The following is a 24,772-nucleotide window of genomic DNA, read 5'->3' on the forward strand; positions in this document are numbered from 1 at the left end:
AAATGGATCGTCAAGCCTTCTTAGCAACCTTCAATTTTCTCGGCTCTATAACCTTATCTACCAGTCCATATTTCACGGCCTCTGCGGGGCTCATATAGAAATCTCTATCTGTGTCCTCTTCTATCTTTTCCTTCGGTTGATTGGTGTGATGACTGAGAATCTCGTTTATCTGATCCCTTATAAAGAGCAGTTCACGAGTTCTTATCTCAATATCTTTTGCTGTTCCTTCGGCTCCGCCCCATGGCTGATGAATCATTATTCTGGAATGTGGTAACGCAAATCGCTTTCCTTTGCTTCCGCCAGCGAGTATCACCGCAGCCATTGAAGCAGCCATACCAATACATATCGTGCTGACATCTGGTTTTATATACTGCATTGTGTCATAGATCGCCAGTCCTGAAGTTACAGAACCACCCGGGCTATTGATATAGATACTTATATCCTTATCCGGGTCTTGAGATTCTAAGAACAACTTAACTACTGAATTTTGCGCCGGCAAAACAGCCATAATCCTATCGGTTACCACAAAGGAGTCAAACCCTATGTTCACTATTCTTTCCATCATCACTTCCTCCTTTTGCTTAACAGTGTTATTATAACATATGAGAAGAATGCGGAGGTGTACCATGATACCCACAGGCGAGAGTTTAGTAGACACGGGAAAAATATTTGTAAAAGCCGGAAAAGGCGGCGATGGTGCTGTTTCTTTCCGACGTGAGAAGTACATACCTTTCGGCGGCCCAGATGGTGGCGATGGTGGCAACGGTGGTAATGTTTTCATTCGAGCGACCACAAGCAAGAATACATTGCTTGAATTCCAGAGCAAAAAGAAGTTCGAGGCAGAAGACGGTGAAAACGGGTCAGGAGGAAAAAAATACGGGAAAAAGGGAAAAGATGTCATAATCGAAGTTCCCGTAGGAACACTTGTTTACGACGCGGAAACCGGAGAATTACTCGCCGATCTATCTTCACCGGGAGACATTGTTTGTGTTGCAAGAGGCGGCAAAGGTGGACGTGGAAATGTTCACTTCGCAACCTCAGTTAATCAAGCACCAAGAGTAGCAGAAGCAGGAGAACCGGGCGAAGAACGCAAAATATATCTAGAGTTAAAACTTCTGGCAGACGTTGGCTTGATAGGTTTTCCAAATACGGGAAAATCCACGATCATTTCAAAGATCTCCAATTCGAAGCCAAAGATTGCTAACTACCATTTCACGACCCTTGTGCCAAACCTCGGGGTTGTGAAACTGTCTCCAGAACACGGGTTCATAGTCGCTGATGTTCCTGGACTCGTGAAAGGTGCCCACAAAGGAGCTGGCCTCGGGCACAATTTTTTGAAACATGTGGAGCGTTGCTACCTTCTCGTCCATGTGCTGGATATAGCAGAAACTGAAGATAGAGACTTCATTCAGGATTATTATGATATCCGCAAGGAACTGGAACTTCACAATGAGGAGCTGGCCAAAAAACCGGAAATTGTTGTCGGAAACAAAATCGATGTCCTCAGCGATGAAGAGATTGAAAAACGCGTAAAGCGGTTTTATGATAAAACCGGGAAAAAAATTCTACCTATATCGGCTATTCAGGGCAGAAATATAGACAAACTAAAATGGGAGATGTGGGAAAAGATAAAAACACAAAAAACATTTCTTAAAAAAACGGGTGTCGCTTCACAGAAAAAAACGCCAAAAGTAAAACCGGTATCGCGTGAAGCTCCGGATCCTTCCGAATTCTTCATACACAAAGATTCAAAAGGAAGGTATGTTGTCGAAGGACCTGCGGTTGATTACTACGCAGAAAAATTCAAGGTGGAAAATCAAGATAAATTCTTACTGGATAAGCTCGAAGCCGGAGGTCTTTCGGAGAGACTGAGAAAGATGGGAGCTCAGGAAGGTGATATCGTTGTGATCAGAGGGCGTGAATATGAATACATGGAATAAAAGATACGGCATCTTTGGGGGATCATTCGATCCGATACACGTTGGACACGTCATTATTGCGACGAGGGCCATTGAAGCCCTCTCGCTTGATAGATTATACATCGTTCCCGCGTATATTCCACCACATAAAACTTCATGTAATGCAGATTTCCAGACGCGTTTTAATTGGATAAAACGCGTTTTTAAAGGTGAGAATAAAATCTTCGTATCGGATTTTGAAGCCAGACGGGGCGATACCTCCTATTCCATCTTCACCATAAGGCATTTTGCAGCTCTTTATGGCGATAAACCTTTCTTTCTCATCGGTGAAGATAGTTTTTATGAGCTAGATGAATGGTACAGCTATCAGGCTATCCTGGAAGAAGCCATTCTCGTGGTTTATCCTCGGGTAAGGAAAAACGTCCCTGAAAGGAAACCTCCAATATCTCCTTCAGAAAGAAATGTGCATTTTCTCAAAGCACCTCTCATCGAGATTTCTTCAACTGAAATAAGAGAAAGGATCAAAGAAGGCAAAAGCATTCTGGGAATGGTTCCGTGTTCTATATCTGAGGAGGTAAGAGCATTTTATGCCAGAAAATGAAGTCGGTCTTGCACCCATGGCGGGCTATACGGATGAAGCAATGAGGGCCATCTCTCTCGAATGGGGAGCAGATTTTGTTTTCAGTGAAATGTTGAGCGTTGAAGGAGTTTTGAGAAATGATCGAACCACACAAAAAATCATTCCGGAAACCCCGTGCAGGATCCAGCTGTTCGGAAATGACATCGCGCGTCTTGCCATGGCTGCAAAAGCCGTTCTTGATAAAGCCACATGGTTTGACATTAACGCCGGTTGTCCAGTGAAGAAAGTTGTAAAACGGGGAGCGGGAGCTGCGCTTTTAAGAGAACCAGAAAAATTAAACGCCATGATTCAGACATTGAAAGGCATTTCAGATTTGCCAGTATCTGTGAAGATCAGGCTTGGGTGGGATAAAAACGAGGTGGTAAAGATCGTCGAAAGACTTGTTGAATCCAGACCTTTCGCGATAATGGTTCACGGCCGTACCGTCGTTCAAGGATATTCTGGTGTTGCAGATTGGGAATCAATCGGTAAAGTGGTAAAAATCTGCAAACCTCATGGAATAAAAGTTTATGGTTCGGGTGATGTCTTTTCTCCAGAAAAAATTGTAGAAGCTTTCGAAAAGTACGGAGTCGATGGAGTTTTAGTGGCACGCGGGGCAATTGGAAACCCGTGGATCTTCAGCCAATACAAAGAACTGAAGCAAAAGGGAAGTTACACAGTCCCGGATCCTCATGAACGCTTGAAGGTCTTTGCAAAACATCTCAAGAAGCTGATCGAATTAAAGGGAGAAGAAAGAGCGATAATCGAGTCGAGAAAACACTTTGTGGGTTATTGCAAGGGATTACTAAATGCAACAAAGATGCGAAGAGAATACATGAAATTGAAAAACAAAACGGATGTCGAGAATTTTCTTATGCAGTATGGATTAGATATAAAGAGCTTAAAACTATGAATCGCTCAAATAAGCAATTAGGGTGCTCTATTTGTTTTTTGAAAAGAATATTTCATAAGATAAACTAAAAATGAGAGATTATGAATAAGGAGGCTGGGGGCTTGAAAAAAACAATGAAAGCTATTGTCAAAGAAACATGTGGTCCCGGTTTTTCATTGAAAGAGGTTCCTGTTCCAGAGGAACTAGGGCCAAATGAGGTTCTTGTAAAAGTGGATAAAGCATCGATCTGCGGAACGGATGTTCACATCTATGAATGGAACGAGTGGTCTCAGCAAAGAATAAAACCGCCGCAAATAGCAGGGCATGAATTCACAGGAGAGGTTATAGAGGTTGGCGAAAATGTTTCCATGGTATCTGTTGGAGACAGAGTTGTTTCCGAAACGCACATCCCTTGTATGAAATGCTTACAGTGCAAAACCGGGAAAATGCACATCTGCAGAGACATGGAAATTCTCGGAGTTGACAGGGATGGTGTCTTTGCCAAATACGTAAAGGTACCTGAAATTGTTCTCTGGAAAGTGGATAAAGGGATTCCCGCAGAGTACGCTTCGATAATGGAACCCTTTGGAAATGCTGTACACACAGCTCTTGTAACAGATCTGACCGGTAAAAACGTTTTAATTACGGGTGCCGGGCCAATCGGCGTAATGGCTGCCGCCGTTGCGAAAGCCTCAGGAGCAGCCCGGGTCATAGTTACCGAACTAAAAGACTTCCGCAAATCACTTGCGAAAAAAATGGGAGCAGATGTCGTGCTCGATCCCAGGGAAATAGATGTTCCTTCAAAAGTAAAAGAACTAACTGAAGGTAACGGTGTGGATGTACTTCTCGAAATGTCCGGAAATGTCAACGCTCTTGTTCAGGGGCTTCAAAGCATAACCAACGGTGGAGTAGTTTCGCTCCTTGGAGTGTTCCCTGGCAGTATCAGCTTCGATATCAATTCCCTGATTATCTTCAAAGGCCTCACAGTTTTTGGAATCACTGGTCGTAAGATGTTTGAAACCTGGCAAATAGCAACCCAATTATTAAAAAACAACGTTGTGGATCTATCTCCTATTGTCACTCACATTGTAAAGATGGAAGACTGGGAAAAAGGCTTTGAAGCTATGATGAGTGGTAGTTCTGGTAAGGTAATAATAGATATTTCCGAGGGGGTGTAAGGATGTTCGATTATAACGAATTCTCAAAAGAGCTAAAAGAGCTCGAAGAAAAAGGTCTTCTCGTTAGAATTAGAACATTACAAAGTCCTCAGGGAGCCTGGTTAACGATCGACGGGAAAAAGGTTTTGAATCTTTGTTCCAACAACTATCTGGGTTTAGCGTTCAATGAAGAGCTTAAAAAGGCTGCCATTGAAGCAATAGAAAAATGGGGTGTCGGTCCTGGAGCAGTTAGAACGATAGCTGGAACACTCGAAATTCACGAGCTTCTTGAAAAGGAACTTGCTGAATTCAAGAAAGTAGAAGCAACCCTTGTACTTCAGTCAGGTTTCAACGCGAATCAAGCAGTTATTCCGGCAATAACCACAGCTGAAGATGCTATTCTCTCAGATGAACTAAACCATGCGAGTATAATCGACGGAGTCAGGCTTTCCAAAGCGAAACGCTACGTCTGGAAACACAGAGACGCTGAAGACCTTGAAGAGAAACTGAAGCAAGCCAAAGCTGAAGGTTCAAGAAGACTATTGGTAATCACTGATGGAGTCTTCTCAATGGATGGAGACCTCGCCCCGCTTCCTGAGATCGTCGAAAAATGTGAAAAATATGATGCTCTGCTCATGGTAGATGACGCTCACGGAGAAGGGGTACTCGGAAGTCATGGTCGTGGAATCGTCGATCATTTTGATCTTCATGGAAGAGTCGATATTGAAGTTGGAACCCTTTCCAAAGCCTTCGGAGTAGTTGGCGGATTTGTTGCCGGTAAAAAAGAGCTCATAGATTATCTAAAACAAAAAGCACGTCCTTTCCTGTTCAGTAGTTCGCTTTCACCAGCAGAAACTGGTGCCGCTCTTGCTGCCGTGAGAATGCTCAAAGCTTCCGATGAACTGGTTAAAAAGCTCTGGGATAATGCCAGTTATTTCAAAACGGAAATGCAGAAACTGGGATTCGATACAGGTCACAGTGAAACCCCAATAACTCCTGTCATGCTTTACGACGCCAAATTGTCATCTCAGTTCAGTAAAAAACTATTTGAAGAAGGAATATTCGCCCAATCTATCGGTTATCCAACCGTTCCAAAGGGTAAGGCAAGAATAAGAGTTATGATAAGTGCCGTCCACACGAAAGAAGATCTCGATTTTGCCCTTGGAAAATTCAAAAAAGTCGGTAAAGAACTTGGTGTGATATAATAATTACCAGTCGATACCATGGCGATGGTGGGATTTCCACCATCGCTTTTTATGGAGGCGAGCGTATTGCTAAACCTCTTCTTACTCGCGATTGGTATTTTTCTTCTATTAAAAGGAGCAGATTACCTCATAGATGGTTCGGTTGCCCTGGCTAAAAGGCTTGGCGTCTCAGAACTGTTTATAGGTCTTACAATAGTAGCTTTTGGAACGAGCGCACCAGAGCTGGCCGTTAGCATACAGGCAGCCGTTAAAGGGTCAGGAATAGCCATAGGAAATGTTCTTGGCTCTAATATAGCAAATGTCGCTCTGGTTCTTGGAGCCAGTGCCCTGATCCGGAAGATAAAAGTCTCGAAATCCACCATGCGCTCTGAGATTCCCTTTGTCATCCTCATATCTCTGGCCACGGGTGTGCTGCTGTTGAACGACGGATTCGTGATCAGCAGGTATGAAGGTATCGTTTTACTGTGTTTCTTCATCATCTTTATTGATTATGTGTACGGTATGGCAAAAAAAGACATCTTCAACAAAGAAACCGTCGTTGAATCGAAAGTCGAAAATATCCTGGAGAAAAACATCGCGCTTGCGTGGCTCGCTACTCTTGGTGGGATGGCAGGTGTTATTTTCGGTGGCGAGATGGTGGTCAAGTCAGGAATTGTACTCGCGAAAACTTTTGGTGTCAGCGAAACTTTGATTGGCGTTACCGTTGTTGCCGTGGGGACCTCTTTGCCTGAACTCGTTACCTCGATTGTTGCCGGTATCAAAAAACAGGCAGATTTAGCCGTTGGAAATATCGTTGGTTCAAATATTTTCAACCTTCTTGTGGTACTGGGCATATCCTCACTCGTATCTCCAATAAAAGCGGACAGACCCGTAACACAGGACATAATTTTCACCATCGCAACGGTTACGATCCTTCCATTTCTTGCAGGAAAAAAGAGGACTCTGGGAAGATTCTCGGGAGTAATATTGCTCGCTATCTACGTTCTGTATCTTTGCATGAGCGTTATAGCAAAATAATATGTTCTGTCCAGCCCAGTCTTCACAGCAAAATCTGCTATTCCAACAACATCATACTGATGTTATAGATGAAGAACAAAACCTTACACATAATTACGGAATGCTTTCGAAAGTTCTTCCAGATGCCTTTCTTCCTCTCTGATTATCCTTTCCAAGAGTCTCTTTTTTGGAATGTATTCTACCAATCTCTTGTAAAATTCGATAGTGTCTTTTTCAATTTGCACAGCAGCTTTCACCGCTTTTTCCAGATCATCTATAAACTTTTCAGCATCTTCAAAAGAGAAAATGGAAATCTCTGCGAGACTTTTTAAAAAATCAGCATTTTCAATCTCATAAGGCTCAGCGTCCGTTTGTTCATCTTTGAATTCTTTCATCAAATCTCGGAACCATTCCACATGCTCCTTTTCCTGCCTGGCAAGACTTTCAAATAAGACTTTATTATAACCAGGCGACCTATCCGCTAGCTTAGAATAATAGGAATAACCTTTCTCCTCAATTTCAATTGCAATCTCCAGTAGTTCTGTAATACCTATCATAAAATCCCCCTTTTCTAGCCAGAATTATAACTACTTCCATTATACAAACTATGCTCATCACAACCAAAGCCTATGTACACCGTGGAACGTTCAACCTAGAAGAAGAAAGCGAGATTGAATGTTGGAGATTGGAGAAAACTGCTTCGAAGCGGAAGTGCTGAGCTGCGCTCAGGAGGCTCACGACGTTGACGCTCACGAGGTTGAGGCTTGCGGACGCTGATAAAAGTCGAGATTCGAGAAGTTAAGTACTGTAGATCCTGAGTCAAGTTCAGGATGACGAGTTATATTTGCATGGCTGTAATAAAACGCTGTTTTTTTATTGTTGGGAAGAACACGTTCTGCCCTTTGTGGTTACAAGAATTTGCCGTTGGTCGTCTTACCTTCTCGGATTCTCTTTTCTCGGATCCCGGGTTTTAACAGCATGCTGTGCCCCTACATTACTAACCAACATGAACAAATCTAACCTGTCATCCTGAAAAACGCGTAAAGTACAGATTCTGGATTAAAGATTTCCAGAATGACAAAGAGGGGCAACGTGCCTCGTTAACCTGACACTTATTCCCTAACCTGTCATCCTGAACTTGATTCAGGGTCCCTCCTAGTCACCTGCGAAGCAGTTCGCACCCCTGACGTAGTCAGGCTTACCCCCAGCGTAGCAGGGCTTACCCACGCGCAGCGTGCTCACCAGCCGCACAGCGGCCCTCTCGGTTCTCGGACTCTCGGACTCTCGGTTCTCGATTTTTACGTACAACGCACAACCTACAACCGACAACGATTCTGGTCGTCGCACAGCAACGACCAGAACTCTGTAACACATTCTTAATAGTCAATAATTGATCATCGTGTTAGTATCTCTTGGTCGGTATTTTTTGATTTACGGAGGTATTTAACATGGTTGATGGAACAAATGATTTTCAGGATTTTGTTGCGGGACACGATTCTAATGGTCACGAGCATCTTGAGATGTTCGCTATAACGGATGAGGCTGGTCAGGAGCACAATTTTGCCCTTATCGAACAGTTTGAGCACAATGGCGGCCTGTATTGGGTATGTCAGGAAGCTTTCTTTGAGGATGATGACAAGATAAGATTCGACGAAGAATCCTTTGTGGTATTCAAAGCCGAACAGGACGACGATGGGAATCTTTACCTGAACTCCCTGGAAGATGAGGAATTCGAGTCATTCCAAAAAGCCTGGGAAGCTAGCTTCGAAGAAGAAGAAGAAGAAGAGAACTAAAATTTCAAAAAAAGATAATTGAGGGAGCGTAGCTCCCTCTTTTTTGTGGCGTTGTATAATTTAATAGGGGTGTTATTATGATTTTAGTGATGAGCGTTTTTAATCCTGAGGTCAAACCACTGCTTGAGGTAATGTTGAAAATCGAAGAAGGTGAGCTCCTTGGAAGGTCTTACACCAGAGGTCTCATCGGAAAAAATGAGGTAGTTGTGGCGAGCGGGTTCGTAGGAAAAGTGGAAACCGCAGCTCTGGCGCAGAAGTTCATCGATGAATTTTCACCAAGGTTGATCGTGATGACATCCGGTGCGGGCGCGATAGACAGTTCCATCGAACCGGGAACGGTTGTAATAGGGAGTGAATTTCTTGAGTATGACCTTTATTTGCCACTGCGTTCCGGACATATAAGCGTTCCCACAACTGCTTCGGTTGCCCTGGATCATATAAAACAGTTGATGCCCGATGCAACCTATGGAAGGATCATCACGGGGGATCAAATTCTGGCGGATACTAAAAAGCGCGATGAGTTGTTCAAACAGTATCACGCATGTTGCCTCGATATGGATTCAGCGGCTCTCGCGCGTGTTGCCAAAATGAACAGAGTACCCTTTCTGGTTATAAAGGTTATTCTGGACAAGTGCGATGAGAACAGTGAGAATGACTTCGGTATCAATTTCGAAAGATACGGGCAGAAACCGGCGAAGATTCTTGCTGAATTGCTGAGGACCCACGTTCTCGAAATTAAATGAATTTTCGATTTCGCAGGGAGGGATAAGATGAATTGTATTTTCTGTAAGATAATCGCTGGCGAGATACCAGCTGGCAAAGTTGCGGAAACGGAAAACTTCCTTGCTTTCAGAGACATCAATCCCGTTGCTCCTGCACACATTCTGGTTGTTCCAAAGAAACACATGGAAAAACCTGGTGAATTGGCTCTCCTAGACGGGGATATTCTCAAGGAACTTTTCAAACTCTTCCAGGATATAGCCGAAAAGGAAGGTATAGCGGAATCCGGGTTCCGCACTCTCGTGAATACCGGGCCAGATTCCGGCCAGGAGGTTAAGCACCTCCATTTTCATATAATTGGTGGAAGAAAACTCGGAAAGATAGGGTGAATAGATGAGTTTGGATAAGGATTTTGAGCATTATTATACATCGAAACCGACTTCACCTTTTAAGGTGAAGGAGGTTGTTCTTTCTTTGAAAAACGGGAGAATGTATAAATTCAAGACACCATCGGGAGTTTTTTCTTTTGGGCAGATTGACAAGGCGAGCAAGCTGCTTATTGAACATGCCATTATTGGTGAGACTGACCGGCTCCTTGATCTCGGCTGTGGTTACGGTGTTATTGGGATCACCCTGAAAAAAGAAAATCCTGATATCTCCCTTTGCATGAGCGATGTAAATGAAAGGGCTTTGGAGTTCGCAAAGATCAACGCTAAGAATAACAATATCGTTGCGGATATAAGGCTTGGAAATCTCTATGAACCGTGGAAAGACGAGATTTTTGACAACATTGTCTGTAATCCCCCTATCGCTGCGGGAAAGAAGGTCTGGGAAAAGATTATAGTTGAAGCACCGGATCATCTTTCAGCAAAGGGAAAACTCCAGTTGGTAGCTTATCATAACAAAGGCGGAGAAAGGCTCAAAAAAATCATGAAGTCCGTCTTTGGTAATGTGAGGGAAACGGTGAAATCAGGAGGAATAAGGGTTTATGTGTCCATCAAGCTCTGAGATTTTGCTAGAACTGGAAGATATTTCTTATGAAATAAATGGAAAAAAGGTACTCAATGGAATAGATTTGAGAATTTTTAAAGGGGAGTTCTTTGGGATTTTGGGATCAAACGGTTCGGGCAAGACGACTTTGCTCAGGCTTGTTCTCGACCTTATAAAATCTACAAAAGGTGAAGTTCGAAAAGCTAATACAGTTGATATTATCGGTTACATCTTTCAGAATCCTGATAATCAAATTGTTGGATCCAGTGTCGAAGAAGACATAATCTTTGGACTTGAGAATCTCGGGCTTACTGTTGAAGAGATTAAAACCCGTGTAGATGAGACACTCAAAACTATGGGATTGGAAGATTTAAGAGATGTTGATACCATCAGTCTTTCAGGAGGACAAAAACAGCTATTGTGCATCGCTTCCATCGTTGCTATGCGACCTGAAGTTATCCTGATGGATGAACCTTACAGTATGCTCGGCAGGGGAGAGCGGAGAAAGGTTAAGCCAGTTGTTGAAGGTCTGATAAATAAGGGAACTGCGATTGTTATGGCTTCGACCAGGCTGGAGGAACTCTGTAATTGTCATCGTGTTGCGCTTTTGGAATCAGGCCGTTTGGTTTTTCTTGGCCCTCCTGAAGAGCTCAGGAAAAAAACAAGAACTTCTTGAAAGAACTGGAATCTACATTCCGCTGGTGTGTTAGTTATGTTGAGATTTGAAGTGGTAACGCACATATACAATTTTGGAAGCCCTTACGAGCGAAAAGCTCTCGAGGTTGTATCTTTTGAAATACCCAAAGGTGGTTTTTTGCTGGTTTTAGGGGAAAATGGATCCGGAAAGACCACCCTTCTCATGCTCGCTTCCGGACTTATGAAGCCAACTTTTGGGGAGATTTATGCTTTCAATGAAAAGTTAGAGAATGGGGGAAGCAAGAATCTCAGGAAAAGGATAGGGATACTGTTTCAGTTTCCTGAAAACCAGTTTTTTGCCGAAACCGTTGAAGAGGAAGTTAAATACGCGGGAAAGAACTTTGAAATACCTTCTCTAGAGAAACGCTTCGATGAAGTTATGCAAATGGTTGGGTTGCCTGCTGAAAAAATTGCCAACCTTTCCCCTTTCAAACTTTCCGGTGGGGAGATGCGAAGAGTTGCCTTTGCCAGCGTGTTGATATATTCACCGGAACTGCTGATTCTGGATGAGCCAACCGCATCGCTGGATTATATGGGAATAATTCAAATTAGAAAAATCCTTTCTAAGATTCATGAAAACAACGGAACGGTGGTTGTTTCAACACATTGGCCTGAATATTTTCTTGATATGGCTTCCCATGTTTTAGTCTTGAAAGAGGGGAGGAAAGTGTTTTTCGGAGGCGTGCGCGAATTTCTTTTGCATTCTGAGAAAAAACTGTTAGAATATGGATTAACACTCGACGGCGAGTTGAGGTTATTGAAGCATTTTTTTGAAAAGCATGGAAGATTGCCTGAAAAAAGGTCTGAGTTGACTAAATTCAATGGAGGGGAAAGGTGATACATGTTCAACATCTCTGTTTTAGTCAATACCGCAGCTATCATAATTGGTTCAATCCTCGGAATCTTCTCGGGTAAAAATCTCAGCGACAGATACAAAGATGTTCTTTTCAAGATTATAGGTTTGCTTACCCTTGGACTGGGGGTAAAGATGTTCCTTGATTACCATAATGCAATGGTTGTTCTTGGAAGCATGGTTATCGGCGGTTTGATTGGTGAAAAGTTTGATTTAGAAACAAAGATAGGGCGTTTAACAGGGAATAAAAACAACCAGCTTTACGTGAAAGGATTCATAACCGCAACGGTGCTTTTTCTTGCAGGCCCTATGACCGTTATAGGTTCGATACAGGCGGGGGTACAGGGAAACAATGAGATTATATTTATAAAATCCCTTATGGACGGAATATCTTCAGTGATGCTCGCGGCCTCTTTTGGTACGGGAGTTCTTCTCTCTGCGGTTTCTGTGTTTGTCGTACAGGGGACCCTGGTTTCCCTTGCAGGGTTTCTCGAATTTTTGCAACAACCCGCCTACATGGGGGATTTCTCCGGAGTCGGCGGCCTCATGCTCCTTGGCCTGGGGATTCGATTGCTGGAGATAAAAGAAATCAAGGTTGGAAACTTCTTACTGGCTCTGATCATATCCCCTCTTTTGACTTATCTCACTCAGTTGTTCATTTGAAGCTTTCAAGCTCTTCAAGCACTTCTTCACTTTCCCTGATCTCAATGAGTTTCGTTCCGGATTTCAAAACCGGATGTAATTCGTGAAATGTGAGCTTTTTGTTGAGATAGATGATCCCCATGGGGATTTTATCACCAAATTCAAGTGCCTTTTCAAAGGCTTTTAATCTATCGGTCGGGTCGTATGAAGGGTCTTTTTCGTTGACGTCATAAAGTCTTGATTTGTACCACGCAAAGGTATTCACTTTATTGAAGGAAACACAGGGATGCATAACGTCCACGATAGAGAATCCTTTATGTTCAATAGCCGCGGAAAGGGTCTTTTTGAAGTGGTCTTTATCACCAGACCATGTTCGTGCGACAAAGCTGGCGTTAAGGGCTATTCCCATAGCTATGGGATTTAAGGGTTCGTTTATTACTCCCCAGGGTTGAGCACTGGTGATCTGGTTTAATTCGGTGGTGGGCGATCCCTGCCCCTTTGTGAGACCGTAGATTCTATTGTCGTGAACGATAACCGTTATATCCACGTTCCTCCTGATTCCATGAATCATATGATTTCCACCCTCACCATACATGCACCCGTCACCGGATTCAGCGATGACCACAAGATCCGGGTTGGCAACCTTTGCAGCGAAGGCAACGGGAATACTCCTTCCATGAAGACCGTTGAAGAAGTTGACGTTCAGGTAATGGGGCATCTTTGCAGCCTGGCCGATTCCCGTTACCATAAGAACCTGATCTGGTTCGAGCCCCATATCCTCAAGGGTTTCAGCGAGGAATTGCCTTATCGGAAAATTACCACATCCCGGGCACCAGGCTGGAGAGCTGTCTTTCAGGAATTTCATATTTTGCCCACCTCCTCGAGTTTTTTGTCAAGCCAGTTTGCGGTAATTGGTCTGCCATCGTAGCGACCAATGTGTTCCACTTTACGACAGAGCTTTGAGGCGAGCAATTCAGCGAATTGGCCGGTATAATTTCCTTCAACGGTTATAAGACGCTTGTTTTTGAGCTGGTCAAAAATACTTAAATTCAACGGGTAAAGTTCATTGTAATGGACATAACCCAGATTGCGTTTCCTTGCGAATTCATCGATGGCTCCCCAGGAGTCTCCCCATCCTACAAGAATCGTATCCGCCTCCAGGTTATACGTAAGAGGTGAAGCGATTTCCTTTTGCAGACTTTCAAGTTTTTTATTTCTTTTCTCTACCATTCTGGCGCGTATCTCCAGGTCTTCTGTGATGAATCCGTATTCATCGTGCTCATCGCTGTCAGCTCTAACTATGGCGTCGCCACCCGGAATAGCTCTGGGAGAAACCCCATTTTTTGTTAGTTGATAGCGCTTGTATTCAAGACCCTCATCACTTTTAATGAGAAATCTCTTTGAATACTCAGACCTGTGGTCAGGAGGTTCGATGGTAGCCTGAGAATCGACCAGCTGCTGGGAGAGAAGCACAAAGGCAGGCATTTGATATTTATCAGCAAGGTAAAAAGCTTTTTCAGTTAATTCAAAGGCTTCTTTGGAAGTTCGAGGAGCGCAAATATATCTTGGAAACTCACCGTGACCGGATTTAAGCACAAAATACAGGTCTTCCTGAGCCGTTCTTGTCGGCAAGCCGGTAGCGGGTGCCGGTCGTTGAGCATCAACAATTACCACCGGTGTTTCCGTCATTCCAGCAAGGCTTACTCCCTCCTGCATCAGAGCAAACCCGCCACCGGAAGTAGTTACCATGGAACGTACACCCGCAAATGAAGCACCTATAGCCATGTTTATTGCTGCTATCTCATCTTCGGCTTGTTCCACTACGATAGAATATTTTTCCGCACGTTTTGCAAGAAAGAGCATGACACCTGTTCCGGGTGTCATTGGGTAAGCCGAGACGAATCTGCAACCGGCAGAAATGGCTCCAAGACCGGTTCCTTCCGTTCCGTTGAGCAACAGCCTTTCACTTTCTCGATTCTTTGGAATTTCTTCAAAAGATAGATCGAGTGCTATCTCGTAGCCATTTTTAAGAGCTTTGATGTTTGATTCCAAAAGCTGTTCGCTGCTGGTGAAATAATCCTTTATAAGCTGAATGGGGATTTCAATCGGAACGTCCAAAGCTTTAAGGATTGCCCCAACTATCACAGTATTCAAAGTTCTTGGATTTCTCGCTCCCTTCGCTCTCTCTTTGAAATTTATCCGAATAGGTTCGAACTTGAGCCCAACATCCTCTTTATCAGCCACAATGACTGTGTTCGAATGGATGTAACGCTCTAAGGTGTCTGTAGTGACTGAACTTAATGAAGCAACAAGATCAACTTCCTCACGCATGGCATAAACAGGGTATTCTGAAACCCGGATTCTGTAAATGTATTCGCCACCACGTATTCTTGAATGGTAACTTTTATCTGTAAATACATTATATCCGGCTCATAAAAAGAGCTTTAGCAGCTAAGTTGCCCGCGGTTTGAATACCTTGTCCCGCTTCGCCGGAAATGGCTATCACAAGCTCTTTCATGAGGGTTCACCTCCAAATAACCAACAAAAAAGGCGGGGAACAATCCCCGCCTTTTTTAAATTCAATCGACTGGTTCAAAATCATCTTTACCTGCGCCACAAAGTGGACACACCCAATCCTCGGGAATTTCTTCAAAAGGAGTTCCGGGTTCAACTCCGTTGTCGGGATCACCGGTTTCAGGATCGTAAATATACCCGCATATGAGACATCTGTACTTCTTCACGATGCTCTCTCCTTTCACTTAACCTCAATTTTTTTAGAACTTTCCCATAAACCATGAAGATTACAATAACTCGTTGCTATCAGCGTGCCGGATTTCTCCAGTTTGATTGTAAGCGTAGCTTTAGGTTCGGAAAGCACGGGAGTTAGTTCAATGTGGCCAAGGTGTACAAGGAATTGGCTGTCATCGTACTTAACATAAAGGTCCATCCATTTAATATGGTGTTCAACTGTGTTAGGGTGAGGAATTTCCTTTCCCACAGAGAGTTCAACGGTAAAAGCCTTTGCAGCTTCAACCTGTTCCGGTGCTTCGATAAGCGGTGCATGTTTTTCGTTTTTCCAATCGGCAGTTTTTACAAATTCACCAATCCTCATATTTTCACCCTCCTTAATAAATGGTCTGCTATTACATCAGACCATTTTTTCGAGCTACATTACAATCTTACACCATTCTATTATTCTGAAGAAAGCCAAGCAGAGACACTTAATGTATTTTAAAGTACTCTGCAAAGGAAATCTGAGACAAATCTATATGGTACGTACATTCCCAATTCAAACGGAACGTCCGTTTCTCCATTGAGTTTGAGCTCGTTATACCCATGATAATCGCTTCCGGCAGTGACAACAAGTTCATATTTTTTCGCGATGTTCAAATAAAACTCGATCATTTCATCGGTGTGATAAGGATAAAAAACCTCGATACCAGCAAGGCCATATCCTTTCAGTTCTTTGATTAGCCCCTCAAACTCTTCGTCCGGTAACCCTGTTTGATACGGATGAGCTATCACGGGGATCCCATCAGCTTCAAGAATCATTTCTATAGATTCTTTTGGAGAAAGCCGCTTTTTGTCCACATAAAAAAGAGCACCCTTTTTGAGATATTTTTCGAAAGCTTCGTCATAGGAATCAACATAGCCTTTCTTGATCATAAGGGAAGCGAAGTGAGGACGGCCAATTAAGTCATCATTCCCGACTTCTTTTAGTTCTTCAAGGGTTATATCGAAGCCGTGGGACTTCATTTTTTCTATCATTATAAGGTTTCTTTTAAGCCTGTAATCCTGAAGCTCGGTTAATGTCTGATCTATCCTTTCGTTGTTTGGGTCCACACCATAACCGAGTATGTGGAGTACTCCGTTAAATTCGGCACTTATCTCAACACCTTTTATCACAATGACATCTTTGAAAACATTCGGAAGCTCTTTAACCCCATTTATTGTATCGTGATCTGTAATGGCAAGAACTTCAATCCCCTTATCGGCCGCTTCTTCCAATAATTCTTCCGGGGTACATGTTCCGTCTGACGCTGTGCTATGTACATGCAGGTCTATTAACATATATATATCTCACCTCTTTCTGCGTGTATTTAATTAATGATACAACAGATTTGACTTGCTTGAAATAACCGGATAAATCTACTTCGTTTCAACAGGAAGACAAAATGAAGATTTAGCGTAAATACAGCTATGCTATACTATATATGCGGAAAAAATAACCCTGTAAAGAGCTTGCCTTCAGGGCTGCTCGCACGGTGGATGGGAGATTATAATGCGCAATCCAGGGGAACTGATTGATAAATCTATAGCTGAAATAAGGACTTTTGCGAACAAACTTGTTGTTGCTTTTTCTGGTGGCGAGGATAGTACGCTTGTAGCTCTTCTGGCACGTGAGGCTCTTGGAAAAGACAACGTGAAACTGATCAACGTTTGTTTCGGACCGTACAGTTACAGCGCTGGACTTGAAATCGTTGCATCGTTAGCAGCTAAACTGGGTCTCAGACTTGAGTTTACTCCTGGATACGAGGAACAGGAAAGGATATGGAGGCATGGGCCTTCATGTAATCGTTGTACGCGTTTCGCAAAATTCAATTCCGTACGGAAGGCTACGACAGCGTTGATTGCCACCGGTGCTAATCAATCTGACACGTGGGGACAGACCGGTATCGCTTTGAGCAAAGGGCTTTATTCACCGATAAGAGACTGGACAAAGGAAGAGATAAAAAAAGCTCTCAATTTTTTCGGTGCAGAGGTTCCAAGGATAGGTGAGGCCCCCGTTCGCGAAGGCTGTAAGCTCAAGCATCTGCTGAAGATGATGACCAATCCGGGATACCACGGATACGCGGTTGCAGTGGCGAATGAGATACTCCTCGATAATTTAGGTGATAGAAAACATGAACTTGCTAATGTGAAGATAATCGGACCTCTTTCAAAAAATATTGCGCTGGTGAACGTTAGGCCTTTGCCACCTGAAAATGTCATTCAAAGGATCACAGAGAGGTTGACATCTGTAAATGCAATAGATGAGGTTCATTGGGTACAGAGACCAATAACACTTATAGTGACTGCCAATCCCGGAATATTTGGGGCAGAAAACTCTCGAAGGTGGATCTTAGAAGGCAGGTTACAGCCGGAAATAGCTGAAAAAATAGAAATTAAATGGATTAAATCTAAGAACAGAAGGCTGGCAACATTCCAGGTTGTCGGTTTTGAAGAGACGGAGGTGCACTAGATTTGATAAAGCTAATAGCTATTGACCTCGACGGGACATTATTGAATAACAAAAAAGAGATTTCCCATGAGAATACAGCTGCTCTAACGGAAGCAATGGAGAAAGGACTACATGTATCTATCTTTACGGGAAGAAGCTACATCTCGGGAAGCGAATATGCGAAAAGGCTTGGTCTGCGTGTTCCGGTGGTTTATCAAAACGGTGCTTTGATAATAAACTCAGATGATGGAAAGAAAGGCGTGATAAGGAAGGTCATACTTTCCGCAAAACGTGCCCGGGAAATAGTCGAAGCTGCTAAGAAATATGGGTTGACATACATTGTATTTACGAATTTTTTCGACCTGCCGGATATGTTCATGGAAAGGATACCTGAAAATTCTCCCTTTAAGGATTACTTTCGCGCCAATCTTTACAGAATCAATATTGTGAATGATCCCGCTGATTTCATCCGTGATGAAGGAATCGCAGAGGTGGCCGTTGAAGGTCCCGAAAATCGTATTCTCTCTATGGTTGAGGAGCTTGGTCAACCCATGAATGATCTTTCTATTGTGAAAAATAACAGGATTAATGAACACACTTTCTACGAGTTCTTCGGCCCGAATGTTGGGAAAAATCAGGCTTTAGATTATGTGGTGCATCATTTAGCATTGACCCCGGATGAGATCGCCTATATCGGGGATAACTACAACGATGTTGAAATAATGAAGGTAGTGGGTCTTCCCATTGCCATGGCTAATGCACCGAAAGAGGTCAAAGATTTTGCGAGATATGTTACCACAAGAACGAACAATGAACATGGTGTTGCGGAAGCTGTTAGAAAGATAATAAGGGAGGAGATAAGGTGATAAATGTACTACTATCTGCAGTTTTAACTGCTCTATCTATGCCGGGAATGCTGTGGGGTGGTTTGATCTGGATAGCTTTAGTGCCTCTGTTTTTAGAACTCAATAGATCAAATCTTGTTTCAGGAACCTTGAAATCCTTTCTCTTTGGATATATCTATTTGCTTCTTGCTCATTACTGGGTTTTTCCGGTTTTATCTGTGAATGTTCCCGAAGTCCTGAATAGCTTTCCTCCTTTTGTAGGCGGTATGACCTTCTTTCTTATGGGATTGATAATGGCGGTTTCCTTTCTTGGCTTTGGATTTATTTACTCATTGTACAGTAAAAAGTTTCAGGATTCGCTTTTGCTGAAATCAGTTTTTGTGGCAACACTCTACACGATCTTCGAGTACTTGAGAGGACTTGGACCTCTCGGTTTCACAGGTGGGAGACTCTCGGATGCCCTGGTCGATCAAAAAGGCTTATTACAGCTTTCTTCTCTTGGTGGACCGCTTCTACTTATTTTCATTGTGGCTTTTGTAAATGCATTGATAGCAGCCAGAGTAGGCGAACGACGCAGGGGAAGGCCCATGTTTGTGGTTACATTGCTCCTCGCAATTTTTGTTATCAACGGAGCTGTTGAAAGGTTAATACCTGTGGTAGATTTTGATCCCGAATATTCGAAGGAGATAATCGCTATCCAGACGAATTTTCCTCAATCCATTAAATACAACGGTTCTATTCAAGAAACGCTCAAGGTAGTTGAAGAGGCTCTTGAAGAGGTTCCCGATGGTTCTATTGTGGTGCTACCTGAGGCAACGTTTATGAATGATATCAGGCATAATTATGTTGGCAAAGAATTAATAGATATATGTGAAAGGAAGCAGCTTGAACTCTTCATAGGGTTCCCGACTTTTAATGAAGGCACCCACAACCAGATACGCGTTGTTTCGGGTGATGGATTTTCTTCCGAATCTTACGCAAAAATCAAATTGACTCCATTTGCAGAGTTTCTACCCTGGCCAAGACTTTTCGGCGTTTTTGGTTTTTTGCGTTTTCTTGATTTCTTTACCCCGGGTAATGAATACACTGTTTTCACTCTGAATGACCAGCGTATAGGGACACAGATATGTTTCGATTCATATTACCCATCGATTTCACGCGGTCTTACAAAAAATGGGAGTTTCATTCTGATTACCTCTACAAACGACGGCTGGTTTTCCTTTGATTCTGGCCTGAATTATCATCTATCGAAAAGCGTTATCCGAGCTGTGGAAAACAGAAGATTCGTGCTTCAGGTATCGAATACAGGAATAACAGCTTTAATAGATCCTTATGGGAGAATCATAAAAAGCTTGCCAACTGCCAAAGAAAAGAATGTGGATTTTCTGGTATCCACCTTTGAATATGTACCTCTTGCAGGCCAGAGTTTCTATACCAGGCACGGAGATTGGTTGTTCTATATTTTGCTCATAGTCGCACTGATAATGATTGTCTTCGGTGGTATATTGTTCTGAAATTTTTATAGTATTTTGTCCGTAAACTCCATGATTAGCTTTTTGTTTCCGTTATAAGCAAGAATGTCTGGCGCGAAGATATCAAATGTCTCTCCAGAGCAACTTTGTATATCTCCGCCTGCTTCTTTTACAAGCAGTATACCAGCGGCAACATCCCAGGGGTTTAACGCTTCCTCCCAGAACACATCTGCCCTGCCACTTGCAACGTAGCAAAGATCCAGGGCGGCGCTGCCAGTTATCCTCAGGGCTCTGCTGTGTTTTACCGCTTTTGATATTCTTTCAACAACCCTGGTATATGCGGTGTCTGAGGAATACTGAAGACCTGTATGAATAGAAGCTTCTTTCAATTCCGAAGTGCTGCTTACCTTCAATTTTTTTCCGTTAAGGTAAGAGCCTTTTCCGTTGACGGCCCAGAAAGTTTCCCGGGTATTCGGATCATATACAACCCCAAGAATGACGCTGTCTTTCTTCATAAGCGCCACCGAGGTACAAAAGTGGGGTGTCCCCCGGGAGAAATTCGTGGTTCCATCTATGGGATCAACAACCCACATCATCTCTTTGTTTGTAATACCTACAGTTTCCTCTCCAAGATAACCTGCACCAGAAAGGAGCTTACCGAGAAACTCTTTGAGTTCCTCTTCTATTTCTATGTCTATTGTTGTAACAATATCTCTAAAACTGGATTTTCTGTCGACTTTGAAATGGCGGGAAAACAACTTTTCCCGCCATATTTCGTACAACTTCTTTTTAACTTCGTCAACGATTTTCTCCAGAGAACCATTATCCACGTAACTTCACTCCAATTTCTTCCAGGGAGCTAATAATATTGTTTATCGCTGAATTGATCTCTTCTTCCTTCAGCGTTTCTGTAAAAGACTCGAAGGTAAGAGAGATTGTAATGCTCCTAAATCCCTTGGGGATTCCTTTTCCACGATATATGTCGGTAACCCTGATACCCGTCAGATATTTGCTGCCGGCTTTCTGAATTGTCTCTTTTATCTTTTCATAGGTGATTTCAGGGCTTATGAGGATCGAAAGATCTCTGAATACCCTCGGGAACGGAGACATATTTACATCAATACTCTTTTTCGTTTCTTTTTCCCCAAGGCTTTCAAGATCAATTTCAGCGACAAAGACCTCTGCGTTTTTTATTTCGTAAAGCCTATCGGCCAGACCACTGTCGAAAATCCCGAAAAAGCCTATTTTCTTTTCGCCTATATAAATATCCGCAGAAGCGCGTTTTTCCAGCCAGCTCTCTTCTGGTTCTTTGAAGGTAACGGAAACGCCGTAAGATTCAAGGACATCTTCAACAACTCCTTTGAAGGTGTAGAAAGAAACCATGCGTTTGTCTGTGTAATCCTCCTTGTTCTCTTTCCCCATGGCCAAAAATCCGAGAGACAGCGATTCAGGTTTTTTGGGATCCACCGAGAAAATCTTTCCCACTTCAAATATTTTGAGGTCTCTATTTTGCCTGCGATAGTTGTATGAAGCCACCTCAAGAAGTCCAAAAAGGAGAGAGGGTCTTAGCGCACTCATCTCGATTGAAAGAGGATTTTTCTAGTAAGGTGTATTTGAGATTCTTGTCCAGCGAGGTGATACTATCCGGATTGATAAAACTGTATGTGATAACTTCGTCATATCCCAGGGAAGTCATGGTATTTTTTACCCTTTTTATGGTTTTTACCTCTGAAGATTGTGAGCAGCCACCTGGAGTAATTCGCGGAAGCTCGCTTTCAATCTTGTCGTAACCATAGATACGGCCGATCTCTTCCACAAGATCGATCTCCTGCTCGATGTCGTGCCTGTGAGATGGTGGGGTAACATTCCAGCCATCACCGGATTCTTTGAGCGAAAATCCCAGAGATAGCAATATTTCTTCTACGTCTTTTATAGGAACCACAGTTCCAAGAACCTTATCCACAAACCATTTTCGCAGATGAATGGTTCCCGGTTCTGAAGATTGCCCAACGTCGATTATTCCGCTGGCTGTCTCGGCAGAAGCGAGTTGTTGCAACAGGGTGGCAAGCCTTTTGATGACATACAGCGAATCCTTTGCGTCTATCCCTCTTTCGAAGCGGTAAGAGCTATCAGTAGATATACCCAATCTCCTGGCCGTTTTTCTTATTCTGACAGGATCAAAGACTGCTACCTCTAATAGGACATCGGTGGTCTCTTCTGAGATCCCCGAATTCGCTCCTCCCATAATACCGGCCAGCGCTAGCGGTGTTTCTCCATCCGTTATCAGCAGATCCGTGTCAAGAAGCTCGATAACCTTACCATCAAGCAGTGTCATTTTTTCTCCCTGCGAAGCATTCCTAACCACGATTTTTTTGTTCGGGATTTTGGCCAGATCAAAAGCGTGAACCGGGTGGCCAGTTTCTAATAAGACATAGTTGGTGATGTCAACAACGTTGTTTAAGGGTCTCAATCCTGCAGCAATGAGGCGTCTCTTCAACCACAGTGGTGATTCTTTAACCCTGACGTTTTTCATCACAAGTGCTGTGTATCTCTGACATCCCTCATCTTCAATTCTTATTTCTACCGGTTTATCTGTTCCTTTGACTTCGTTAATCTCCGGGATTTTGAGAGGACGTTTGTATATAGCCCGCAACTCTCGCGCAATACCGATCATTGACAGACAATCACCTCTATTGGCTGTCAACTCCACCTCTATTACAGGATAGTTCAGTTTCAGGATATCTTTAACGTCTTTTCCCAGTGGTACCGCTTCGGAGAATCTGAGGATGTGTGTTGATTTTTCCTCGAGCCTTAACTCTTCAAATGAAAGGAACATCCCTTCAGACATCACTCCGCGAAAGTTTCTCTTTCTTATCTCCAGATCCCATAGCCTGCCACCTTCAGGAAGCACAGCCACGTATTCTTCAGGTTTGACGCTGAGATCAGCAGTAACTACCGTTAAAAGTTTGTCCCCTATATTCACCTCGGTGATAACGAGCTTATCTGCATTCGGATGGGGGATAACCTTTTCAATTTTTCCCGTTACCGCTCCTTCAAGATAATCCCATGGATATTCAACACCTTCAACCGCTGTACCGCTGAGTGAAAGCGCACTGGTTAACTCCTGAACATCTTTATCTGATAGATCTATTATCTCATTCAACCATTCGACGGGTATTCTCATGCATTCACCCCCATGAACTTTTTGAGGAATCTTCGATCATTTCTGAGAAGGTCTCTGATATCCCCGAGGTTGTATTTGAGCATCGCGATCCTTTCGACACCCGTACCGAGTGCGAATCCAGACCAGATCTCGGGATCGTAACCAACATTTCTGAAAACATTGGGATGAACCATTCCTGATCCGAGGATTTCCAGCCAGCCGGTACCACCGCAGCTACGGCAACCGGTACCACCACAAATTCCGCAAGACACGTCAACCTCAAAGCTCGGTTCAGTAAAGGGGAAGAAACTTGGTCTCAATCGGATTTTTCTGTTTTCACCAAACATCCTTTTCACGAAAACCTCAAGAACACCTTTCAAATGCGCCACTGAGACGTGCCTATCGACATACAAAACCTCAAATTGATGGAACATTGGCAGATGAGTACTGTCCGGGGTATCCTTGCGGTAACATTTCCCGGGTGAAAAGATCGCCAGAGGCGGCTTTCGCGACTCCATAACCCTTATTTGAACTGGAGAGGTATGGGTTCTGAGGAGCCAGCGTTCATCGAGGTAAAAAGTATCATGCATATCTCTTGCAGGATGCCATTCCGGAGTATTCAATGCTTCGAAGTTGTAGTAAACCTCCTCAATTTCCGGACCAAGCACAACCTCAAATCCCATGCTGCTCCAGATTTCCTGAACCTCTTCCATAACCTGCGTGAGAAGATGTAATGCACCTCTGTCGCGTCTAGCTCCAGGCAAGGAAACATCGTACCTGTCTTCAAGTTCCCTGATTTTTCGCGCTTCCATTTCGAGAACTCTTCGTTTTTCAGAGATTTTCTCTTCAAGGGTCCTTTTGAACTGGTTAACCATCTTCCGTAGCCCTTTCGCTCCTCTGGAGGGAGTTCCCGAATCTTTTTAAGCATGGAAGTCACGAGCCCTTGTTTTCCTAAATAGCGAGCTTTGATTACCTGAAGCTCGGCTGAGTTCGTAGCTTCAGAAATCTCTTTTAAGGCCTTTTCTAAATCAAATTCTCTGATATCTGACACCATAAGCACCCCCAGAAACGGCAAGTTGTTTATCTTCACGATGTTTGTTGTTGTGCACAGCGTTTACATATACCAAAAAAAGAGATATTGATTTGTTTAACTTCTGAACTATCCTCAGGTACAAAGAAAAGAAGTCCCTTAGAAAGGTTTTGAGAAAGTTCAACATCGAAAATTCTATTGCATCTTTCACATACGAAATGAGCGTGGAGTTCAGTGTTTGGATCGTATCTCCGTGTTCCATCCGGTGTCTGGAGCACCACTATGAATCCCTCTTTTTCTAGCATCTCCAGGACATTGTAAACGGTTGCTATCGAAACATTGGATTGCAGCTTCATGGTTTTTCTATGGATCTCTTCAGCGGTAGGGTGTTCCGTGTTGTTATGTAAAACGCGTAACACGGCAACTCTCTGTGGAGTAATACGATACCCTTTGCCTTTAAGCATACTTATGGCAGACTTAACATCAAACATATTTTGATGCCTCCATTATCATTTTCTTGATTATACAATGAAACAAAGGTTTTTTGTGAATATCGTAC

At 43.2% G+C, this 24,772-nt stretch carries 27 protein-coding genes and 1 pseudogene; 16 read left to right on the forward strand and 12 right to left on the reverse strand.

Annotated elements, in window-relative coordinates:
* Positions 1 to 10: 10 nt before the first annotated feature.
* The gene (locus DU53_RS11070) at positions 11 to 628 is read right to left on the reverse strand and encodes an ATP-dependent Clp protease proteolytic subunit (RefSeq protein WP_063728663.1); all 618 of its coding nucleotides are present in this window, start codon (positions 626 to 628) and stop codon (positions 11 to 13) included.
* Between DU53_RS11070 and obgE the strand changes: the two genes are divergently transcribed.
* The 6 genes from obgE (at position 627) to DU53_RS11100 (ending at position 6,809) form a co-directional block, all read left to right on the forward strand.
* A complete protein-coding gene (gene obgE, locus DU53_RS11075; RefSeq protein WP_063728665.1) occupies positions 627 to 1,940 on the forward strand; it encodes a GTPase ObgE in 1,314 nt (437 codons plus the stop codon). The genes DU53_RS11070 and obgE overlap by 2 nt on opposite strands.
* Positions 1,924 to 2,520: a nicotinate (nicotinamide) nucleotide adenylyltransferase gene (gene nadD / locus DU53_RS11080; protein WP_063728667.1), complete on the forward strand. Its 597-nt coding sequence runs from the start codon at positions 1,924 to 1,926 to the stop codon at positions 2,518 to 2,520. Before obgE ends, nadD begins: the two co-directional genes overlap by 17 nt.
* Entirely contained in the window at positions 2,507 to 3,451 is a 945-nt protein-coding gene (locus DU53_RS11085) for a tRNA-dihydrouridine synthase (protein WP_015869442.1), read from the forward strand. Before nadD ends, DU53_RS11085 begins: the two co-directional genes overlap by 14 nt.
* Positions 3,452 to 3,564: 113 nt before the next feature.
* Positions 3,565 to 4,608 (forward strand): L-threonine 3-dehydrogenase, encoded by a 1,044-nt coding sequence (gene tdh, locus DU53_RS11090; protein WP_041289055.1) that lies wholly within the window; start codon positions 3,565 to 3,567, stop codon positions 4,606 to 4,608.
* A gap of 2 nt (positions 4,609 to 4,610) precedes the next feature.
* Entirely contained in the window at positions 4,611 to 5,792 is a 1,182-nt protein-coding gene (locus DU53_RS11095) for a glycine C-acetyltransferase (protein WP_063728669.1), read from the forward strand.
* A gap of 66 nt (positions 5,793 to 5,858) precedes the next feature.
* Positions 5,859 to 6,809, forward strand: a complete 951-nt coding sequence (locus DU53_RS11100; protein WP_201030084.1) for a calcium/sodium antiporter — start codon at positions 5,859 to 5,861, stop codon at positions 6,807 to 6,809.
* A gap of 83 nt (positions 6,810 to 6,892) precedes the next feature.
* On the opposite strand, the gene DU53_RS11105 is transcribed toward DU53_RS11100, so the two are convergent.
* Positions 6,893 to 7,345, reverse strand: coding sequence for a ferritin family protein (locus tag DU53_RS11105; RefSeq protein ID WP_063728673.1), 453 nt, complete (start codon positions 7,343 to 7,345; stop codon positions 6,893 to 6,895).
* Between the two features lie 891 nt (positions 7,346 to 8,236).
* Here DU53_RS11105 and DU53_RS11110 point away from each other — a divergent pair.
* From DU53_RS11110 to DU53_RS11140, 7 genes are all read left to right on the forward strand, one after another.
* On the forward strand, positions 8,237 to 8,581 hold the full coding sequence (locus DU53_RS11110; protein ID WP_015869447.1) for a DUF1292 domain-containing protein: 345 nt from the start codon (positions 8,237 to 8,239) through the stop codon (positions 8,579 to 8,581).
* Between the two features lie 77 nt (positions 8,582 to 8,658).
* On the forward strand, positions 8,659 to 9,324 hold the full coding sequence (locus tag DU53_RS11115; RefSeq protein ID WP_015869448.1) for a 5'-methylthioadenosine/S-adenosylhomocysteine nucleosidase: 666 nt from the start codon (positions 8,659 to 8,661) through the stop codon (positions 9,322 to 9,324).
* A 27-nt stretch (positions 9,325 to 9,351) separates the two neighbouring features.
* The gene (locus DU53_RS11120) at positions 9,352 to 9,690 is read left to right on the forward strand and encodes a histidine triad nucleotide-binding protein (protein WP_015869449.1); all 339 of its coding nucleotides are present in this window, start codon (positions 9,352 to 9,354) and stop codon (positions 9,688 to 9,690) included.
* 4 nt (positions 9,691 to 9,694) lie between these two features.
* Positions 9,695 to 10,309: a class I SAM-dependent methyltransferase gene (locus tag DU53_RS11125; RefSeq protein ID WP_153020858.1), complete on the forward strand. Its 615-nt coding sequence runs from the start codon at positions 9,695 to 9,697 to the stop codon at positions 10,307 to 10,309.
* On the forward strand, positions 10,290 to 10,967 hold the full coding sequence (locus DU53_RS11130) for an energy-coupling factor ABC transporter ATP-binding protein (protein WP_063728675.1): 678 nt from the start codon (positions 10,290 to 10,292) through the stop codon (positions 10,965 to 10,967). The genes DU53_RS11125 and DU53_RS11130 overlap by 20 nt, the downstream gene beginning before the upstream one ends.
* A 36-nt stretch (positions 10,968 to 11,003) precedes the next feature.
* Positions 11,004 to 11,825 carry an energy-coupling factor ABC transporter ATP-binding protein gene (locus DU53_RS11135; protein ID WP_063728677.1) on the forward strand — a complete coding sequence of 274 codons (822 nt, stop codon included), beginning with the start codon at positions 11,004 to 11,006 and terminating at the stop codon, positions 11,823 to 11,825.
* Positions 11,826 to 11,828: 3 nt separating this feature from the next.
* Positions 11,829 to 12,503 (forward strand): DUF554 domain-containing protein, encoded by a 675-nt coding sequence (locus tag DU53_RS11140; protein WP_063728679.1) that lies wholly within the window; start codon positions 11,829 to 11,831, stop codon positions 12,501 to 12,503.
* On the opposite strand, the gene DU53_RS11145 is transcribed toward DU53_RS11140, so the two are convergent.
* From DU53_RS11145 to DU53_RS11165, 5 genes are all read right to left on the reverse strand, one after another.
* Entirely contained in the window at positions 12,496 to 13,347 is an 852-nt protein-coding gene (locus DU53_RS11145) for a thiamine pyrophosphate-dependent enzyme (protein ID WP_063728681.1), read from the reverse strand. The two genes, DU53_RS11140 and DU53_RS11145, sit on opposite strands and share 8 nt — an antisense overlap.
* A complete protein-coding gene (locus DU53_RS11150) occupies positions 13,344 to 14,870 on the reverse strand; it encodes a 2-oxoacid:acceptor oxidoreductase subunit alpha (RefSeq protein WP_369816085.1) in 1,527 nt (508 codons plus the stop codon). The genes DU53_RS11145 and DU53_RS11150 overlap by 4 nt, the downstream gene beginning before the upstream one ends.
* Positions 14,871 to 15,061: 191 nt before the next feature.
* On the reverse strand, positions 15,062 to 15,223 hold the full coding sequence (rd, locus tag DU53_RS11155; RefSeq protein ID WP_015869456.1) for a rubredoxin: 162 nt from the start codon (positions 15,221 to 15,223) through the stop codon (positions 15,062 to 15,064).
* 14 nt (positions 15,224 to 15,237) lie between these two features.
* On the reverse strand, positions 15,238 to 15,594 hold the full coding sequence (locus DU53_RS11160; protein ID WP_063728683.1) for a class II SORL domain-containing protein: 357 nt from the start codon (positions 15,592 to 15,594) through the stop codon (positions 15,238 to 15,240).
* A 119-nt stretch (positions 15,595 to 15,713) separates the two neighbouring features.
* On the reverse strand, positions 15,714 to 16,553 hold the full coding sequence (locus DU53_RS11165; RefSeq protein ID WP_063728685.1) for a PHP domain-containing protein: 840 nt from the start codon (positions 16,551 to 16,553) through the stop codon (positions 15,714 to 15,716).
* A 211-nt stretch (positions 16,554 to 16,764) separates the two neighbouring features.
* Here DU53_RS11165 and DU53_RS11170 point away from each other — a divergent pair, with 211 nt between their 5' ends.
* From DU53_RS11170 to lnt, 3 genes are read left to right on the forward strand one after another with little or no spacing between them, the layout of a single operon-like run.
* Positions 16,765 to 17,724, forward strand: a complete 960-nt coding sequence (locus DU53_RS11170; protein ID WP_063728687.1) for an ExsB family protein — start codon at positions 16,765 to 16,767, stop codon at positions 17,722 to 17,724.
* Between the two features lie 2 nt (positions 17,725 to 17,726).
* The gene (locus tag DU53_RS11175) at positions 17,727 to 18,569 is read left to right on the forward strand and encodes a Cof-type HAD-IIB family hydrolase (protein WP_063728688.1); all 843 of its coding nucleotides are present in this window, start codon (positions 17,727 to 17,729) and stop codon (positions 18,567 to 18,569) included.
* Positions 18,566 to 20,062, forward strand: a complete 1,497-nt coding sequence (gene lnt, locus DU53_RS11180; protein ID WP_063728691.1) for an apolipoprotein N-acyltransferase — start codon at positions 18,566 to 18,568, stop codon at positions 20,060 to 20,062. The genes DU53_RS11175 and lnt overlap by 4 nt, the downstream gene beginning before the upstream one ends.
* 5 nt (positions 20,063 to 20,067) lie before the next feature.
* On the opposite strand, the gene DU53_RS11185 is transcribed toward lnt, so the two are convergent.
* From DU53_RS11185 to DU53_RS11200, 5 genes and pseudogenes are all read right to left on the reverse strand, one after another.
* Positions 20,068 to 20,850: an inositol monophosphatase family protein gene (locus DU53_RS11185; protein ID WP_063728692.1), complete on the reverse strand. Its 783-nt coding sequence runs from the start codon at positions 20,848 to 20,850 to the stop codon at positions 20,068 to 20,070.
* Positions 20,843 to 21,598 (reverse strand): hypothetical protein, encoded by a 756-nt coding sequence (locus DU53_RS13245; RefSeq protein WP_304438657.1) that lies wholly within the window; start codon positions 21,596 to 21,598, stop codon positions 20,843 to 20,845. Before DU53_RS13245 ends, DU53_RS11185 begins: the two co-directional genes overlap by 8 nt.
* Positions 21,558 to 23,204 carry a phenylalanine--tRNA ligase subunit beta gene (pheT, locus tag DU53_RS11190; RefSeq protein ID WP_255358916.1) on the reverse strand — a complete coding sequence of 549 codons (1,647 nt, stop codon included), beginning with the start codon at positions 23,202 to 23,204 and terminating at the stop codon, positions 21,558 to 21,560. The genes DU53_RS13245 and pheT overlap by 41 nt, the downstream gene beginning before the upstream one ends.
* A pseudogene (gene pheS / locus DU53_RS11195) lies at positions 23,201 to 24,237 on the reverse strand (phenylalanine--tRNA ligase subunit alpha). The gene pheT and the pseudogene pheS overlap by 4 nt, the downstream one beginning before the upstream one ends.
* 32 nt (positions 24,238 to 24,269) lie before the next feature.
* Positions 24,270 to 24,704 carry a Fur family transcriptional regulator gene (locus DU53_RS11200; protein WP_015869465.1) on the reverse strand — a complete coding sequence of 145 codons (435 nt, stop codon included), beginning with the start codon at positions 24,702 to 24,704 and terminating at the stop codon, positions 24,270 to 24,272.
* Between the last annotated feature and the right edge of the window lie 68 nt (positions 24,705 to 24,772).

The sequence above is a fragment of the Kosmotoga sp. DU53 genome, assembly GCF_001639905.1.
GTDB classification, from domain to species: domain Bacteria; phylum Thermotogota; class Thermotogae; order Petrotogales; family Kosmotogaceae; genus Kosmotoga; species Kosmotoga olearia.